The sequence below is a fragment of the Collinsella sp. An268 genome, from assembly GCF_002159765.1.
In the GTDB taxonomy this organism is placed as follows: domain Bacteria; phylum Actinomycetota; class Coriobacteriia; order Coriobacteriales; family Coriobacteriaceae; genus Coprousia.
This window is the reverse complement of sequence record NZ_NFJH01000006.1, coordinates 74589-91803: the sequence shown is the minus strand read 5'-3', so window position 1 is coordinate 91803 and position 17215 is coordinate 74589. Positions and strand designations below refer to the sequence as shown.

Sequence of the window (17215 nt, the reverse complement as noted above, 5' to 3'; positions counted from 1 at the left end):
CCTTTCGGAAGGCGCGCTATCTGTTAGCGCAATCATAGCATTTTTGGCAACCGCCTAGTTGCGACATCTGGGCCGGGATCGAAGCGACAACTGCGATGCCATATTTCGACCCCGTCCCCAAATGAATCACCTAGCAGTCGGCGCACTCCGGTGCGTCGACCGAGAACTCCGCCGTCGAGAAGTCGAGGCTGTCGAGGTCGAGGTCGCCGAAGAACACCTCGTCCTCCTTGCCGAGCGCGCCCGGGATGATGGAGAACGTGTTGGAGATACCGTCCTGCGCGTCGCGGAAGGGCAGCTTGGACACAGAGCTCAGGCTCGCGATGGCGCCGTGCGTGTCGCGCTGGTGCATGGGGTTCGCGCCCGGGGCGAACGGCACGCCCTTCTTGCGGCCGTCCGGCGTGGCGCCGGTGTTCTTGCCGTACACGACGTTGGAGGTGATGGTGAGCACCGACGTGGTGGGGATCGAGTTGCGGTACGTATCGTTCATACGGATGAACTCCATGAACTCGTGCACGATGTCGTGCGCGATGGTGTCCACGCGATCGTCGTCGTTGCCGTACTTGGGGAACTCGCCCTCGATCTCAAAGTCCACGATGACGCCCTGCTCGTCGCGGATGGGGCGCACACGGGCGTACTTGATGGCAGAAAGCGAGTCGGCCACCACGGAGAGGCCGGCGATGCCCGTGGCGAACCAGCGCTTGACGTGCTTGTCGTGCAGCGCCATCTGGATGGCCTCGTAGCAATACTTGTCGTGCATGTAGTGGATGATGTTGAGGGCGTTCACGTACACGCCGGCGAGCCAGCGCATCATGTCGCGGAACTTGGCCATTACGTCATCGTAATCGAGCGTGTCGCCCACCACGGGACGGTACGCCGGGCCCACCTGCTTCTTGGTGATCTCGTCCACACCGCCGTTGAGCGCGTAGAGCAGGCACTTGGCGAGGTTGGCGCGGGCACCGAAGAACTGCATCTCCTTACCCACGCGCATGGAGGAGACGCAGCAGGCGATGGCGTAGTCGTCACCGTGATAGACCCGCATGACATCGTCGTTCTCGTACTGGATGGACGAGCTCGCGATCGAGGCCTTGGCGCAGAACTCCTTGAACTTCTGGGGCAGGTTCGTCGACCAGAGCACCGTCAGGTTGGGCTCGGGGCTCGTGCCCATGTTCTCAAGCGTGTGCAGGTAGCGGAACGCCGTCTTGGTGACGAGCGTGCGGCCGTCGACGCCCATGCCGCCGATGGACTCGGTCACCCACTGCGGGTCGCCGGAGAACAGGTTCTGGTACTCGGGCGTACGGGCGAACTTGACCATGCGGAGCTTCATGATGAAGTGGTCGACGAACTCCTGGATCTGCTCCTCGGTAAACGTGCCGCGGGCGAGGTCGCGCTCGGCGTAGATGTCGATGAAGGTCGAGGTGCGGCCCATGGACATGGCGGCGCCGTTCTGGTCCTTCACGGAGGCGAGGTAGGCGAAGTACATCCACTGGATGGCCTCTTGGACGTTCGTCGCCGGGCCGGAGATGTCGAAGCCGTAGAAGTCGGCCATCATCTTGAGCTGGCCGAGCGCACGGATCTGCTCGGTGAGCTCCTCGCGGTCGCGGATGTTCTCCTCCGTCATGACGACGGGGGTCGAGGCCTTCTGGGCCTCCTTGTCCTTGATGAGGTAGTCGACACCGTAGAGCGCCACGCGGCGGTAATCGCCGATGATGCGGCCGCGGCCGTAGCCGTCGGGGAGGCCCGTGATGATGTGCGACGAGCGGCAGGCGCGCATCTCGGGCGTATAGACGTCGAAGACGCCGGCGTTATGGGTCTTGCGGCGATAGGTGTAGGTCTCGACAACGTCGGGATCGATCTGGTAGCCGTGCTGCGCGGCGGCCTGCACCGAGATGCGGATACCGCCGTTGACGTGCAGCGCGCGCTTGAGCGGCTTGTCGGTCTGCAGGCCGACGATGGTCTCGCGCTCGGGGTGCGCGGGGTCGATGTAGCCTGCCGGGTGAGCCACGATGCCCGTCACGGTCTTGGTGTCCATGTCGAGCACGCCGCCCTGCTCGCGCTCCTTGGTGAGGAGGCCCATAACGGTATCCCACAGCTCGCGCGTACGCTCGGTGGGGCCGGCGAGGAACGACTCGTCGCCTTCGTAGGGGGTGTAGTTGCGCTGGATGAAGTCGCGCACGTCGACCTCGTCGGTCCACGTGCCGGGCGCGAAGCCCTCCCAAGCAGCCTGCATGAAACCACGCTCCTTATCGCCTGTCCGGACGTTGGAACCAGGCGGGTCGTCCCGACGGGCGCGGAACCTGACGGGGACGACACATCGTCGGGCAAATGTGCGTCCCATTTCACAGTTTCCGCAGCTTATCGGGAATTTTATCTGGGTGGATAGCATATCATAGGGACCCCGCGCCAACCGAGGCCGTCTACCGATTGGTGAGAGGTTCACAAGTTACCTATAGCAAACTAGATATGAGCACCCGCACCGCAGCATCCCCGATGCGCACCGCTGCGTTTCCCGCCGCGGCGCCGGCTTCCAATTCTGCTGCAGGAGCTACCTAATCTGCAGAACGTCTTTTCTGGCAAAGCGGCTGCCGTACCCTTGTGCTATCTACCGGTAATCTGCTGAGAGTGTGGGGGCGGCAATGGTTTGCTCGCAGTGCGGCGCCGCGTTGGACGACGGTGCGAAGTTCTGCTGGTCCTGCGGCTCGGCGCTCGACAGCCATGCAAGCAGATCGTCCGCAAACCGACCCGCGGGCACCAAAGGCGTCGGCAAGGTGCTCATCTCGCCAGACGGCACCATCCACGTCGAGCACCCTAAATCGAACACGACGGCATCCCCGGCAGACGGTCCCTGCGCCTGGTACAGCCCCGCCTTCTTCCAACGCCCCTTCGGTCAGGTCAGACGAGACCTCGAGCAGCTCGGATGCCGGCTGAAAGCCGCGCGCGGCGCATCCGACCGCCCGATGGAGATCGCGGTCCTCGCAAGGGGAGGAGGAAGCACCCTCCCTGAGCCCTTTGGCTTGGTCCGCGCCCCTCTGGACGCGACCCTCTTTCTTGCACCGGTCGCTTCATTGCCCGAAGAGAACGGCTGGATCCCCCTCGATGCCATCCCCGCGAACACCCGCATAGCGAGCGCGTGGGCTTTCATCTCCATCCCGAGCAAAGCGATCGACGCCCTGGCGGTGATAGGCGCCGTCCTCGACCACGCGCACCTCGACGCCATCACGCTGCTCGCCAGCGATTCGGTAGAGCTCATCGCGGACGCGAGGAAACGTTTCGCCGCCCTCATCCACCCATCGGGCGCGGCTGAGAAGCTGTGGCGCGCCGACGCCTCGGCCGCCCCCTGCACGGGCGCCGCCGTGAGCGGATCGACCTCGTGCGGCGATGCGTACACCATCAAATACCTGGCCCATGACGGCACATCGGAGCTCAGCGTCGCGTTCGCCTACGAGGCGCCGGCTTCTGAGGCGATCTGAAACAAAGTGCGAACAACCATCCTGCACACCGAAGACTAGGAGGTACCCCATGTCCCACATTCCCGCAGGTATGACCGCCGCACCGTCCAACGACGACAACGCCGCCGCGGCGCAGCGCCGACGCATCGCCGAGATGCTCCGCAACAACGAGCCCATCAACGTCTCGCACGCGGGCACGGTCCACAGCGCCAACGAGACGCCCGACGGCACGCCCGTAGAGGAGGTCGTCGACGGCGAGGTCGAGGTCTTCGTTCCCAAGGGGGTGCTCGCGTAAGATGGCGTCCTTCTACTGGTACGAGCGCAACCCCGAGCTGCTTCAGGCGGAGAAGGCTGCCATGCAGCAGTTCTTCCCCCACTTCAAGCTGCAGACGCTCGACGACGGGCGCCTCTATTGGGTGGGTACGCTGAATCCGCGCGGCAAGGCGGGCGGCACATGGACGCTCATGGCCATCTACCAGCACGATCATCCCAATAACGATGCCCGGTACGGCTCGTCGGTGCGCATCTACTCCATCAAGCCCGACCTCGACGAGCTCTGCCGTGCGGCGGGCAGCCTGCCGCACGTCCTCGTCGATGAGGCGAACCACTACTACATGTGCACGAGCGACCGCCAGTACGTCAAAGAGGGCCTGCACGGGGGCAAGAAGGAATATGAGGCGACCTCAGCCGCCTCGTCGCTCGCTTGGGCTGCCAAGTGGATTTTCATCGTCGAGGAATGGCTCGAGGGCGAGCTTCCCACGAGAGAGGTCTTTGCCGATGTGTATTAGGATCTGGGGCGACCTGCTGCGCCGCTTGATCTCGCTGCCGGGGGAGCGACCCACGCCGCGGCGGGCGTCGCGTCCCCGCGCAAGCGTCGGCTCCCGCCAAGACCGGTACGGCGCCGATGATGAGGCGGACGCGTACGCGGCCGAGGGCGCTGCCGCCACGCACCTGGACGACCGCGACACCCCGCCGCAGCGGCCCGTCCCTCCGTTTGCGCCGGAGCACCTCCACGTGCGTTTTACCCAGCGCGCCTGGGTCTCGCTTTTGAGCGAGACCCTGTATAAGGTGGCAACCGAGACGGGCGGCATCCTTCTGGGCTACCGCGATGGCGACGACTGGCTGGTGGCGGAGTCCATCGACCCCGGCCCCAACTCGGTGTTTGAGTTCGCCTTCTTCGAGTACGACCAGCCCTATGTGAACCACCTTGCCAACCGCATCGTGCGCCTGTACGAGCGCCCGCTCGAGGTCATCGGCCTCTGGCACCGCCACCCCGGGTCTTTTGACCGCTTCAGCAACACCGACGACGGCACCAACGCGCGCTACGCGCAGCTGAGCCCCTGGGGGTCCTTAAGCGGCCTTGTCAACATCGACCCCGAGCCGCGCCTCACGCTCTTCCACGTCGACGGGCAGACCTGCGGCTACACCCGCGTCCCCTTTACCGTTCTCACATGGGAGGAAAGCCTCGCTCAGGCGCCCCTTTGCGCGCCGGACGCCCTCATGCGCCGGCTCGCCGCGCAAAACAAGCGCGCCCTGCACGCCGGAGCAGCTCCCGCGCCGGCGGCGCCGGCGCTCAGCCTGACCGAACTCGCCGAGCTCTGGGAGGACGCCGTCTCACGCCAGGCATCCCATGACCGCCCCGTTTTCGACGGGGCGGAGCCGGTCTGGGACACCGCGCTTTGGACCGACGACGAGCTCGCGCAAGCCGTGCACATCACCGAAGCCGACGGCGCGGCGCTTGCCGCCCGCGGCGTCGAGCTCGAGCTCTCCCTCGACCGCGAGCAACGCCTGCGCCTCGTTGCAACCGACGGGCACGCAGAGCGCGTGCTCGGCGTAATCGGCAAGCTACCGCAGGCAAATGGCAGTGCTACCTTTGCGCTCCGCCTTCCCGCGGCAGATGCCACCATACTGCTGCGGACGGGCGCCATCACCCGGGCACTCGACGCGCACGGCGCCCCGCACCCCGCCTGCGTCACCGTCTCCTAGCAAGGGAGGACCATCATGGCTTTTGGCACCACCGCCGCCACCACGTTGCGGGCGCTCGTCCCCGGCTCGCTCATCGACGCCCGCGCCACCGGCGCCGTGCGCGGTATCTATCACGCCGAGACCGGCGTGCTGAACGTGCTCGCCCCCGGCACGCCGCACGCGGAGCGGGCCCGTGAGGTCGGGCGCATCTACCCCACCCTTGCCGATGCGCCCGCCTGGGCGCGCGATCTGGACAGACGCACCCGCCCCGCGAGCAAGCGGGACCTTCTGGCGCTGATCAAGGGCGCGGGCCCTGCCGAGGGGGAGGCGGACGCGCCGCACGTTGACGACGCGCCCGTCGCGCATGAGGAGCCTCAGGGGTTCTGTCTCTACTGGACGGACGCGGCGGAGCCCGAGCTCGTCTGCGTGGGACCGGGCGGGCGCTACGCCGTCGAGCGTTACGACCTGCACCGCGATGTGTTCTCGCGCAACACCGGCATTTTGGAGACCGACCTTATGGCCGCCAAGCGCGTCGCCGTTCTGGGATGCGGCTCGGTGGGGAGCCTCGTGGTGCTGGAGCTCGCGCGCGCCGGCGTGGGCAACTTCCTGCTCGTGGACGCCGACATCTTTGAGTACCACAACATCTGCCGCCACCAGTGCGGGGTGGAGGACGTGGGCCGCTACAAGGTCGATGCCGTGCGCGACCGCATCCTCGCCATCAACCCCTGCGCGCATGTGGAGGCGGCCCGCACCACCGCGGAGCAGGTCGCCAAAGACGTCTTCGACCGGTGGATCGTACCCGGCGAGACCCTCCTCATGGGCTGCGCCGACGGGCGGGCGGCAGACGCGTACGGCAACAGCATCGCCGTGCTCTACCAGGTACCCTACCTTTCCATCGGATTTTGGGAGCGCGCCTTTGCGGGCGAGATCTTCTACTGGCTGCCCGGGCGCCGAGAGCCCTGTTACCGCTGCGCCCTCGGGGCGGGCGAAGACGGCATCTCCCAGCGCGTGGAGGCGAACCACCACATCTACTCCGACCAGGCGGACCTCGCCGCCGTCAACTTTGAGCCCGGCATCTCCATCGACATCAACTTTGTCACCATCATCGGTATCAAGCTCGCCCTCGACATCCTGAACGAGGGCAACCCGCGCTTTACCCAGCGTCTGCTCCCCCACCTCACCCAGTACACGCTCGTGTGCAACACCAACGACCCCGCCGTGGGCGGCGAGATGGCCGAGATCTTCAGCTATCCCCTGCAGGTCACCACGTCGCTCATGGTCGGCTTCCGCGACGGTTGCCCGCCGTGCACCTATGAGCGGGGTGCGTGACATGGACGCGTACCAGTCTGAAGCGAGCATCCGCGCGAGCCTCGCCGCCATCGCCGACGCCTCCGCCACGTTTGGCACGCGTTGGGGCGCCTTCAAGCAGAACATGGCGGGCGACCCGCACGTGCCCGATCTGCAGGATGCCTACATCGAGCCCATGCTCCGCTCCCAGACGGCGCTCATCGAGGCCCTCGATGCCATGCGCAAGGCAGCGCACCGGTTTTACGAGGTGAGCGACGACGCCGCCCGCGACGAGCGCGCGGCGCGCGACCCCTCCCACCCCCTCGTCTGTTAGGTACCCACTATGCCCATCCCCCACCTGCACCGCGTAGACGAACGCCTCCACGAGCTCGGCCAGTCAGCCCTCGACGCCGCGCGCGACATCCTGAAAATCGCGTCCGACACCGCCGAGGAGCTTTCGACCATAGCGAGCGAGGACCTCGCGCACTTTGAGGAGCGCGACCGGCGCTTCAAAGAGGCGATCGACGCGGAGTTCGACCGCGCCATCAAACCGCTCCTGGGGCAGGCGGACCACCTGGCCCATCGCATCGACGACGTAGACGCCTACGTGCGCTCCATCAGCTCGCTCTATCGGCAGGAGCGCAGCGGGATGCTCGACGTAGGCGATGCCTGGCAGGCCGGGTACGAGACCGAGCTCGACCCCTCGAACACACTCGCCGACGTGGTGAGCGCCCTGCAGGGGTGCCTGGCCTCCGCCGAGCGTCTGCGCGACCAGATCGCCGCGAGCGCGCGGCTGCCGCGCCTGCTGCAGGACGGGGTCCCCTGCCAGCAGCTCAGCCAGGTGATCGAGCAGGCAAAAGCCCTCTACACGGGTCTGAGGAACCCGTTTATCCAGCGGGAATGTGACCGCATCGCCACGCGGCTCGCAAACGACCCCGCCCTGGGCGGCGCCCCGCAGCACGCCAGCTTCGACGAACTCGAAGCGGAGGCTGAGCGGCGCGAGCGCGCCCGTGCCCGCGCCGCGGGGGAGGGCTTTGCCCAGATCCTCGCACCCCAGGAGGTCGAGCTGCTCGACACGCTCGCCAACCTCGCGCTCGACGCCCTCAAGACCCCCGCGCGGGAGACCTGCGATTTCCTGATGCTCGGCTGGCTCGCCTACCAGCTGCCGGACGGCCCCTTCACGCCTGAGTTCACCGATGACACGCCCGCCCTACTCGATATCCCGGCGGCGTATCGCGCGTGCTACGCGGAGCGCCTCGATGGCGACTACCTCATCGTCCCCCAGCTGCTGGACCGCAGCGAGAACTGCTCGTGCACGGTTGTGGGCAACCGTTCGCAGGCGCTCCCCCTCATGAGCCTCATCGCCGCGCAAGAGCTCGCCGGGACGCGCGCCGGGCGCCAGCGGTTCCTCGTCATCGACCTCTCCGGCGCGGCAACGGGGCTTGAGATCGACCTGCCCTTTATCCGCACGTGCCCCGAGCTCTTGGAGGCAGATGTCATCTCTGACCCGCAAGAGGCGCTGCACGCACTACGGGACGTGCTGGCCACCGTCATGCAGGGGGGCTACGCCACCACGCTCGACATGGTGGAGCAGACGGGCGGTGTGGCCGGCAACCACGCGCCGCTCCTCACCGTCATCGCCATCAACATGCCGCCGGCCGTGGACGAGAGCTGGGCCGAGGCGCTCGTCAACATCGCCACGCACGGCCACCACGCCGGCGTCAACCTGCTGATGAACACCCTGCCCCCGGCCGAGGGCGAGGTGTGGCGCGGCACGTACAACCTGCTCGCCAGCCTGCCCGAGGAGAACCTCATCATCGATTGCGCCGACGACGGTTATCGGGTCTGGGGCACCAAGCTCTTTTGCGAGGAGACGAGCTGGACGTCGCTCGAGAGCATCCAGCAGGCGCTTGCCGGCGAGCGTGCGGCCGCGGCGGCGCGCTACCGCGGGCTCGCGGGCCTGGTGCCCGCCGAGCGCATGGGCGCGGGCGACCCCACCGACAAGCTCTCCATCCCCTTTGGCTTCATGCCCGACGGGGCGCCGCTTGCGCTGGAGTTCGGCGATGCGGTGGCCGACGGCCTCTCGCACTTCGCCCTCGCCACCGGCACCACCGGCACGGGCAAGACATCGCTTCTGCATGCCATCATCCTTTCCGGCCTTGCCACCTATGGGCCCGACGACCTCAGGCTCTACCTGCTCGATTTCAAGCAGGGCGTCGAGTTTGAGGTGTACGCGCAGTACCGCCTGCCCCATTTGCGCGTCGTCGCCCTCGACGCCGACCAGGCGTTTGGTGCGAGCGTGCTCGAGGAGCTGTACACCGAGCTGCAGCGGCGCGCCAAGCTCTACCAGGAGCTCGGGGTGACCAGCTACGCCGCCGCGCGCCGCGCCTCGCCGTCGCCGCTCCCCCGCTATCTCGTGGTGCTCGATGAGTTCCAGGTTCTCCTCAACGAGGCGACCGACCGACGCGCCGCCAATCGCGCCGCAGCCGTCTTGCGCACGTTCTTCCAGACGGCGCGCGCCTTTGGCATGCACTTCATCCTCTCCACACAGGCACTCGCCTCGCTCAACCTGGGCTGCAGCATGAGCGACCGCGACCTCTCGCAGGTAAACGTGCGCATCGCCCTCAACAACTCCGAGGCCGAGTTTGCGAAGCTCTTTGGCGACCGCATCGCCGCCGACGCGCGCCGCCTGCTCGGCAAAGAGAAGGGCTCCGGCGTCTACCTCGTTGACAAGGATGCCGCCGAGCCCGACCTCCGCTCCTTCCGCTTTGTCTATTGCGACGATGCCGAGAAGGAGCGCGTGCTCCGCGCCGTTGAGGAGCGCTATGCCAGCATGGACGCGGAGCCTGCCTTTGTCTACCGTGGCATGGACATACCGCGCCTGAGCGCGTGCGCGGCCTTTGCCGCCGCGAGCACACCCGCCGCGCCGGGCACCCCCGTCGGCGCGCCCCTGCGCATCGCCCTGGGCGAGCCCGCGCGCATGGGTCAGGCGAGCTCCCTCGAGATCAGCCCCACGCGCCGCTCCACCCTCATCGCCACCTCCGTCTCATCCGACATGGTCGACCGTCTTGAGGCAGCCTACATCGCCGGCGCCGTAGCCGCCACGCCGGGCGCGGGCGCCAACGTCTACGTGCTGGACGCCCACCTTGCCGCCGGCGACGGGACCCGCACCGCGACCGAGGCCGTCTGCCGGTGGGCGGGCGGACGCGTGCGCGTGGCGCGCACATGGGCCGAGATGGTCGAGGCGCTCGACGGCATCGCCCGCGAGCTCAAAGAGCGCGCGATGGGCGCGGCCGGCAAAGAGATGCTCTTCGCCGTGGTCGGAGACCATCAGCTCGCCGAACCCCTCGCCGCCTTTGTGGCGGGACGCGACCTCGGCACGTGGCGGCAGACGTCCCCCACCGCCACGCCGGTCGCATCTGCCCCGGCCGACAAGCCCTCGCACCAACCGGCGCCGCCAGCGAGCCGGCCCTCGCCCGATACCAGCGCCCCGGGCATCCCGCACCTCGATTCCTTTGAGGAGATGCTCGCCAAGATCAACGCCCTCAACGATACGTACGCAGACGACACCGCCCACACCGCCGACACGGCGGGCGGGGGAGCCCCGCGCGACGCGGCCACCCCGGCGGGCGCGAAAGACGCGATGGCCGCACCGCCGGTTCTCGCCGACAGGCGCACGTTTGGCGACCTCACGGAATACGGCCATACGCGCGGCATCGCCTGCGCGCTCTTCAACACGGACTACCTCGCCGTCAAGGAGATGCATTACGAGACCCTGCCCAAGATGGCGTGGCGCGTGGTGCACGGGCTCTCCGACAACCAATGCCACTTCATCATCCCCGACATCAACCCGGCGGCCCTGCGCGACAACACCGCCGTTATGTGGGACGGCGCACACCCGCCCCTCGTCTTCAAACCCTATCTGATCGACGCGGAGAACCTACCACCGCTTTCCGCGCGGTAACCCGCCCCGCATCTGCCACCCCACCCCGACGAAAGGAACACCATGGCAAGAGGACAGCAAGCAGTAGAGGCCATGAACGACATGGTCAAAGAGCTCCTCAAAGTACTCGAGATGCAGAAGGAGACGAGCGAGCACCTCGTCCGCGCGTACGCCACCGTGCAGGACGAGTGGGACGACGAGAAGTGCCGAGAGCTCCAGCGCGTCATCAGCGATATCACCGCCAAGATCCAGGCGCCCTACACCGACATCCACGAGTGCATCACACGCGTGCAGCTGCTGCGCGGCGCGCTTGAGGACTACCTGAGCATTCGCGTATAGCGGCCCGGGCGCACTATCTGAAAGGACGTGGTGGGCGTGGCCCGCGATGTGGAAGAACTTGCCGCTTTTCGCGCGAGCGCCGAGCGGCTCGACAGCGTGATGCGCGAGCAGGACCGCATCATCGAGCGCATCATGTGTGACCTGCAGCAGACGATGGAGGACCGCATCCGCGAGGTACGGGGGCTCCGCGAAGAGGCCGAGGCGACCGCACGCACGGCCGAGGACAAGCTGTGGCACATCGACCACGATGTGCGCTATGCGCATTCCGATGACGAGCGGCTCGACTACTGGCAGGAGACCCGCCGCCAGGCGGTGCTGCTCGCCGAGGCCAAGGCGGAGGCCGAGATGCGCGCCCGTCGCGCCGCAGACTACGAGGCCCAGCTCATCGAGCGCAAGCGGGAGTTTGACGACGCCGTCTTCAAGGTGACGCAGATTCTGGAGGGGCCGGGCAACCGCTACACCGAGACCCTCGGCCTCTCCGTTGCCCAGCTCGAGCGCGCCCTCGACGAGTATTACGCCGTCGACGTCTCCGTCAACACCAAGCACCTCTAACGATCGCCAAAGGAGCCGGCCATGATCAAGCTACCCGATACCCCCGCCGAGCGCATCAACATAGGAAGCGCCCTCTCGTTCGCCACGCTTAAAACCGCCATCGAGCAGCTGGTGGGCACCCACGGCCTGCCCATGGTGGTCGAGGTAACCGAGGTCAAACCCGCCGGCTTTCTGAGAGATTCCGTCGAGGGGCTCGTCATCACGCACGCCACGGAGCCGCGCAAATACTCGAAGGCGGTGCTGACGCAAGAAGGCTCGGGGCTCTCGACCCGCCTCATGGTCTACTACGTGGGCACCGACAAATACACCCGCAATATGCGCTCTGCCGAGATGACACGGCGCGATCACGCCATCCTATCGGGCGTCACCCGCATGCTCAACGCCAGCAAGGCACAGCAGCAGGAGATGTACTACGAGGACATGGGCCAGGTGGTGATGCAGGCGATCGATATGGTGCAAAGCGGCGCCGTGAGGCCCACCGCGCCGGCGCCGGCGCCGCGACCGGCTCAGGCATCCGCGCCGCAGCCGCAATCGACACCGCAGCCCGCTCCGGCGCCGCGACCGGCGCCGGCACCGCGACCCGCACCCAATCCGGCGCGGGCACCTCGGGCAGAGAGGACCTCGGCGCCGGCAACGCAACCCTCGTCCCCATCGCACGCGACTCCTGAACCCGAGCCCGCACCGCAACCTCGCACCGTTCCGCTCGACCACGTGGAGGGACCGCGCGCCAAAGCCGTCTGCACCTGCCCCCATTGCGGCGTCAAAGTGCGCGTGACCGTGCCCAACGCCGATTGCCAGGTAAGCGTCACCTGCGGGAAATGCCATCAGAAGTTCCCGCTCGAGGTGCGCCGCAAGCGCTCATAACCTACTAACCACACCACCCTGAAAGCAAGGATCCCATGGCAGAAAAGAAATCCAAGATAACCATCGGCCCCGATGGCACCATCCACGTGGACGATAAAGAGAAGCCCGGAGCTTCGTCCGACACATCAATTGATTCCGATGGAACCATCCATATACATGGCGAAGAACGCAAACCCGAAACGTCTACCAGACAACCCGATAAGTCGTCAAAGCAGAAGGCCAAGCAGGAGAACAAGAACCCCACGGTCAACGCATCCGCAGAAGCAGGCGCGACAAAACATGGCGATGAATCGCAGAGCTCCGATGACTCCAGCGACTCTGGGGGATGCCTCGGCTGCATTATCTTCATCGCCTTTATTGCGGCCGCCGCCTACGCTCAGTTCGGCCTCGGCATCCCCATAATCGGTCTGGCAGGCATGGCGTTCGGTTTATGGGTAGTTGTGGTTTTCATCAAAGCTCTATTTAAATAGAAGACATCGAAATACCGCCGTCTTCTGCGCACTGCAAGCATCATAAGGAATTCTCATGACAGTGAAGAGACCAAAGATAACCATCGATCCCGACGGTACCATCCACGTGGACGATAAAGAGAAGCCCGCCGCACCCGCTAGCAACAAACTCAACACGTCGAGCAAGAAAGCGTCAGAGAAAACCAGTGGCAACCAAAAGACGCCAGCAGTGACATCACCTCGAGCAAGTACGGCATCACAACGAAAGAAAGCACCCAGCGACCTTCAGCAGAAGGAATCTGAACCGTCCAAGTTGACATATTTTCTTGTAGGCGTGGCTCTTCTCATCTTCATTGCCGCAGCACTTGGAGCCCCCTTCATAACCATGCCGGTGTTATTATTCGGCGCCGCCCTTTACTTCATTGGCGTTTGGCTCGATCTGTAACACATGAACAATATCTCCCCCTACGCCCCCAATCGAGAGGTACGACAACAAGGAACACATTATGCCCGACAAAAACAAACCCAAGATAACCATCGGCCCAGACGGGACCATCCGCGTAGACGAGGAAGAGAAGCCCGATGTCTCGAGCACCAAAATCGGCTCAGACGGGACCATCCATGTAAGCAACAGTGGCTCCTCTACCGGTCCGCGCGCACGACAGAAATCACAACCTACCACGTCCAAATCCAAAGATAAAAAATCCGGTGCGCGCACTTCGGCCCGTCAATCGAACGACAACAGCCCCCGGGGAACGGAATTCAGGAACACGCAAGCAACACCAGCGTCAACGCAAACGCAGGATACAGAGAGCAAGGGGGCAACGGGCTGCCTCAACTTTTTCGCCAACATCATAGCCTCCGCATTACTGGGCGGCGTAGCGATGGCGCTTGGCGGCGGGCTTTTCGGGCTTCCCATCCTCGGTGTCGTCGTATTCATCGTATGCTTCATCTATATCCAATTCTTCATCGATAAGAGCTAGGCTCAGCTCCTAACATCCTCACGCGCAGGTCACAAGATTGATGCCGTATCCAACATCCAAGGAGGCCTTGTAGACTGCGTAGGGATGACCGACATAATCCAGTAGGCGCGCTTTGAGGCCATATCCTTGGCACGTATCCTTGCGCTTGTCGTAATACTGAACAGCGCTCGAACCCCAGGCTTCGCCAACGATCGTCGTTTTGCCCGCAAGCCCAAATGCGGAAGCCAGTGCATCGGTCAGGTTGTGGTTCCCTACGACGCCCTCGTAAATCGTCCGAGGAGCAAAACCAACGTGGTGCGCCGCCACTTGCACCATTTTGACCAACGTCGAAGTGTCAACATGGGTGTCCACGTTAGGTAGGAAGAGCTGCAGCGAGCCGACCTTGAGCTGATACGGAATATCATCGAGCGTTCGCACCGACGAAACATTGATTCCCGCAATGTCAACGGCAAGACAATCTTCTGATGTTCCGTATGGGACAAAGGGAAATAGCGCGGGGTTGACGCGATAGATCAGCTTTGGGGTCTCTCCGTAGAGATCGAGCCCCTCGAAGGTGAAACCCGTGGCAAGCACCGCCTGATGAACATCAAACCACGTCCCCGTGTACACCGAAGGATCGATGCATGCCTGCTGCACCTTGGGGGTCGATATGTCATCATCCCCGAAGGCGTATTTGGGACCCTTTTCCTGTATGGTTCCGTCCTCATGTACGAAAAGAACCTGATGCCGCCCCTCAGTGGAAGCCCCAATGGCAGACTTCAACAACGACCCATCTGCTTGCGATGCATCAGCTTCAGCAGGTATGGCATCCTCCGACCCCGCTTCATCGGGGGCGCCGACCTTGGCGCCGCACTTCCAGCAATACGAATCTGCATCGCGCACCTTGGCGCCGCATGCAGAGCAGAACAAAGCAGCCTCTTTCTCACTCCAGTGGCTTTCCCGTTCATGATATGAGAGGAGGGCAGCAGTCTCATCACGGTCCGCCTGTCGACCGCACCTGCCGCCAGCTTCCCAGAAAGCGTGCTATACCTTGGGCTTTGCCGCCACCTCGGCAAGCGCTGCCACGATATCATCGAGGCCGGCACCCGCCTGTGCGCGCACCGTTGCCTCGACGGCGCCTTCCACAAAAGGACAGTCCGCAAGGCGCACGCGCGCATCGTCCCGATCCTCGAGCACCATCTTGGCCGTGAGCGCAGCCGACCCCATATCGACGATGACCACCACGCCGTCCGGGCCGTCCACCGTATCAATCGCCGTCTCGATGGCCTCATAGCTCGTGCCGAACGAGCCGTCCTCAAGCCCGCCCGCACAGGCAACGGGCGCCGTCGGCGCCATCATCTTGACGTAATCCGCCAGCGCCTCGGCAAGCGCAGGGGAATGAGAAACCAGGACCGTGCCTACCATGGGCATCCTCCTATCGCGTGTCTACACCTCGGCACCCTAAGCGGCAGCGTCGGAACGAGTACCCTCAGCCGCCACAGCCTTGGCAACCGCGTCCAAACAGTAGGCAAACGAGGCGGCACCAGGGTCCTTGTGCCCCGCCGAGCGCTCGCCCAGATAGCTCGCGCGGCCCTTGCGCGCAACGAGCGGAATGGTTGCCTCGGCACCGTCCGCCGCCGCCCGCGCCGCTCGCGACAGCGCCTCGGCAGCCGGCACCTCCGCCGCGAGCGAATCCTTTAGCGACGCGAGCGCCGGCACCATCGCATCGATCATCGTCTTGTCACCCGGAGCACCGCCCGCTAGCTCCTCGATGCCGGCAAGTCCCTCCTCGAGCCCTTGCGCAAAGATGGCAAGTGAGAGCGTGCCCGCGCGCTTCACCGCAACCGAGAGCTTGCGCAGCAGCGTGCCGTACAGCGGACCGGACGAGCCTCCCACCTTGGAGATGATGGTCATCGCTGCCTTGCGGAGCAGAGTCGCCGCATCACCTGTGCCAAGCTCGGGCAGCTGCGCGCGCACCGCATCGAAGCCGCGCGCCATGTTGATGCCGTGATCGGAGTCGCCGATAGGCATGTCGAGCTCCGTCAGCTCGTCTTTATGCGCATCCAGGGTATCCGCCACCGCCGCGAGCACGCGGGCGACCCGCTCCGTCGCCGGGTCTAAGGCGCCGGAGGGCTCGGGGCGCGTCTCGCCCGCGCGCGCCGACGCAACAGGCACCGCGCCAGCAGAGGCCGGCGCGGGTGCGGCAACCTCCTTGGCGGGCGCTGCCGCCCCCTCCCGCCAGGCAACGGCATGCGCCGGGGCGGCGAGCAGGTGCTCGAGCTCCTCATCTAGACGCAGGACGGAGATCGAGAACCCGCGCATCTCCAGCGAGGTCATATAGGAACCCATATAGCTTTGCACCACCGTGATGCCGCGGGATGCCAACACGTCGTGCACACGGTTCGAAACGATGGCGAGCTCGTAGGGCGGCGTGCCGCCCGCACCGTTTACCAGCACCGCCACGCGCGCGTTCGCGTAGTCGAGATCGCCGAGAATCTTCTCAAGTATCTCGTCCACCATAGCGTCCGCCGGCTCCATCGCGGCGCGGCGCACCCCCGGCTCGCCGTGAATCCCGACACCCATCTCCATCTCGTCGTCAGCAAGGGTGAAACCGGGCTTGCCCGCCGCCGGCACCGTGCACGGCTCGATGGCGACACCCATGGTGCGGACGTTGGCGATGACCTTCTTCGCCACGCGCTCGACCCCAGCGAGGTCCGCGCCCGCCTCCGCCGCCGCGCCCGCGCACTTGTGCACGAAGACCGTTCCCGCCACGCCGCGGCGCCCGACGGTAAACGACGAGCCGTCGACCGCGACATCGTCGTCCACCACCACGTAAGCGATGTTGACGCCCTCCTCCGCCGCCTCCGAGGCCGCCATCTTGAAGTTGACGACGTCGCCGGTATAGTTCTTGACAATCAGAAGCACGCCGGTCGCACCCGGCGCCACCGCGTCGATGGCGGCCTTTACGCGATCCTCGGCCGGCGACGTGTAGATGGCGCCGCCCACAGCGGCATCGAGCATGCCCTCGCCCACATACCCCAAATGAGCCGGCTCGTGACCCATGCCGCCACCGGAAACGAGGGCGACCTTGCCGGTCTTGCGGCGCGCTCGCACCACGATATCGTCAGCCGCCTTGGCGATAATGCCCGGGTAGGTCTTTACGTAGCCGTCGACCACCTGACGCTCGACATCCTCCGGCCTGTTGATGAATTTCTTCATGGGATAGGGCTCCTCTCACTCCTCATTGGCCCCATTGTACCCAGCCGGTAAAGCCCGGTCCCGCAGCTCTGCGGTACCAAAACGGTCGCAGGAGATAGGGGGCGGCGATACCGCTCGGCTTTCGGTGAACGGTAGTTGACGTGAACTCAATGTGATATCACAATGCAATCAACGAACGCCATCGGGGTG

General features: G+C 65.2%; 17 protein-coding genes. 13 read left to right on the top strand and 4 right to left on the bottom strand.

The features are described from left to right. Positions 1-130 precede the first annotated feature (130 nt). On the bottom strand, positions 131-2227 hold the full coding sequence (pflB, locus tag B5F70_RS06335) for a formate C-acetyltransferase (protein WP_087204724.1): 2097 nt from the start codon (positions 2225-2227) through the stop codon (positions 131-133). Positions 2228-2633: 406 nt separating this feature from the next. Here pflB and B5F70_RS06330 point away from each other — a divergent pair, with 406 nt between their 5' ends. The 13 genes from B5F70_RS06330 to B5F70_RS06275 all read left to right on the top strand — a co-directional run bounded on the left by B5F70_RS06330 (position 2634) and on the right by B5F70_RS06275 (position 13828). After that, positions 2634-3467, top strand: coding sequence for a zinc ribbon domain-containing protein (locus tag B5F70_RS06330; protein WP_087204723.1), 834 nt, complete (start codon positions 2634-2636; stop codon positions 3465-3467). 49 nt (positions 3468-3516) lie between these two features. Further along, positions 3517-3741, top strand: coding sequence for a hypothetical protein (locus B5F70_RS06325; RefSeq protein WP_087204722.1), 225 nt, complete (start codon positions 3517-3519; stop codon positions 3739-3741). A gap of 1 nt (position 3742) precedes the next feature. Further along, entirely contained in the window at positions 3743-4234 is a 492-nt protein-coding gene (locus B5F70_RS10630; protein WP_158094950.1) for a hypothetical protein, read from the top strand. Then, on the top strand, positions 4224-5432 hold the full coding sequence (locus tag B5F70_RS06320) for a Mov34/MPN/PAD-1 family protein (protein ID WP_158094949.1): 1209 nt from the start codon (positions 4224-4226) through the stop codon (positions 5430-5432). Before B5F70_RS10630 ends, B5F70_RS06320 begins: the two co-directional genes overlap by 11 nt. 15 nt (positions 5433-5447) lie before the next feature. Then, positions 5448-6740, top strand: a complete 1293-nt coding sequence (locus B5F70_RS06315; protein ID WP_087204720.1) for a ThiF family adenylyltransferase — start codon at positions 5448-5450, stop codon at positions 6738-6740. Between the two features lies 1 nt (position 6741). Beyond that, positions 6742-7032 carry a hypothetical protein gene (locus tag B5F70_RS06310; protein ID WP_087204719.1) on the top strand — a complete coding sequence of 97 codons (291 nt, stop codon included), beginning with the start codon at positions 6742-6744 and terminating at the stop codon, positions 7030-7032. 9 nt (positions 7033-7041) lie between these two features. Continuing rightward, positions 7042-10662, top strand: coding sequence for an FtsK/SpoIIIE domain-containing protein (locus B5F70_RS06305; RefSeq protein ID WP_087204718.1), 3621 nt, complete (start codon positions 7042-7044; stop codon positions 10660-10662). Between the two features lie 42 nt (positions 10663-10704). Then, on the top strand, positions 10705-10980 hold the full coding sequence (locus tag B5F70_RS06300; RefSeq protein ID WP_143753934.1) for a hypothetical protein: 276 nt from the start codon (positions 10705-10707) through the stop codon (positions 10978-10980). A 36-nt stretch (positions 10981-11016) separates the two neighbouring features. Then, on the top strand, positions 11017-11532 hold the full coding sequence (locus B5F70_RS06295; protein WP_143753933.1) for a hypothetical protein: 516 nt from the start codon (positions 11017-11019) through the stop codon (positions 11530-11532). Between the two features lie 21 nt (positions 11533-11553). Continuing rightward, positions 11554-12396, top strand: a complete 843-nt coding sequence (locus B5F70_RS06290; RefSeq protein WP_087204715.1) for a hypothetical protein — start codon at positions 11554-11556, stop codon at positions 12394-12396. A gap of 35 nt (positions 12397-12431) precedes the next feature. Beyond that, positions 12432-12866, top strand: a complete 435-nt coding sequence (locus B5F70_RS06285; RefSeq protein WP_087204714.1) for a hypothetical protein — start codon at positions 12432-12434, stop codon at positions 12864-12866. 55 nt (positions 12867-12921) lie between these two features. Then, positions 12922-13290, top strand: a complete 369-nt coding sequence (locus B5F70_RS06280; RefSeq protein ID WP_087204713.1) for a hypothetical protein — start codon at positions 12922-12924, stop codon at positions 13288-13290. A gap of 61 nt (positions 13291-13351) precedes the next feature. Then, entirely contained in the window at positions 13352-13828 is a 477-nt protein-coding gene (locus tag B5F70_RS06275; protein ID WP_087204712.1) for a hypothetical protein, read from the top strand. 18 nt (positions 13829-13846) lie between these two features. On the opposite strand, the gene B5F70_RS06270 is transcribed toward B5F70_RS06275, so the two are convergent. The 3 genes from B5F70_RS06270 to dhaK all read right to left on the bottom strand — a co-directional run bounded on the left by B5F70_RS06270 (position 13847) and on the right by dhaK (position 17026). Next, positions 13847-14737 (bottom strand): zinc ribbon domain-containing protein, encoded by an 891-nt coding sequence (locus B5F70_RS06270; RefSeq protein ID WP_087204711.1) that lies wholly within the window; start codon positions 14735-14737, stop codon positions 13847-13849. A gap of 114 nt (positions 14738-14851) precedes the next feature. Further along, the gene (dhaM, locus tag B5F70_RS06265; protein WP_087204710.1) at positions 14852-15232 is read right to left on the bottom strand and encodes a dihydroxyacetone kinase phosphoryl donor subunit DhaM; all 381 of its coding nucleotides are present in this window, start codon (positions 15230-15232) and stop codon (positions 14852-14854) included. A 36-nt stretch (positions 15233-15268) separates the two neighbouring features. After that, positions 15269-17026 carry a dihydroxyacetone kinase subunit DhaK gene (gene dhaK, locus B5F70_RS06260; protein ID WP_087204709.1) on the bottom strand — a complete coding sequence of 586 codons (1758 nt, stop codon included), beginning with the start codon at positions 17024-17026 and terminating at the stop codon, positions 15269-15271. Positions 17027-17215: the final 189 nt, after the last annotated feature.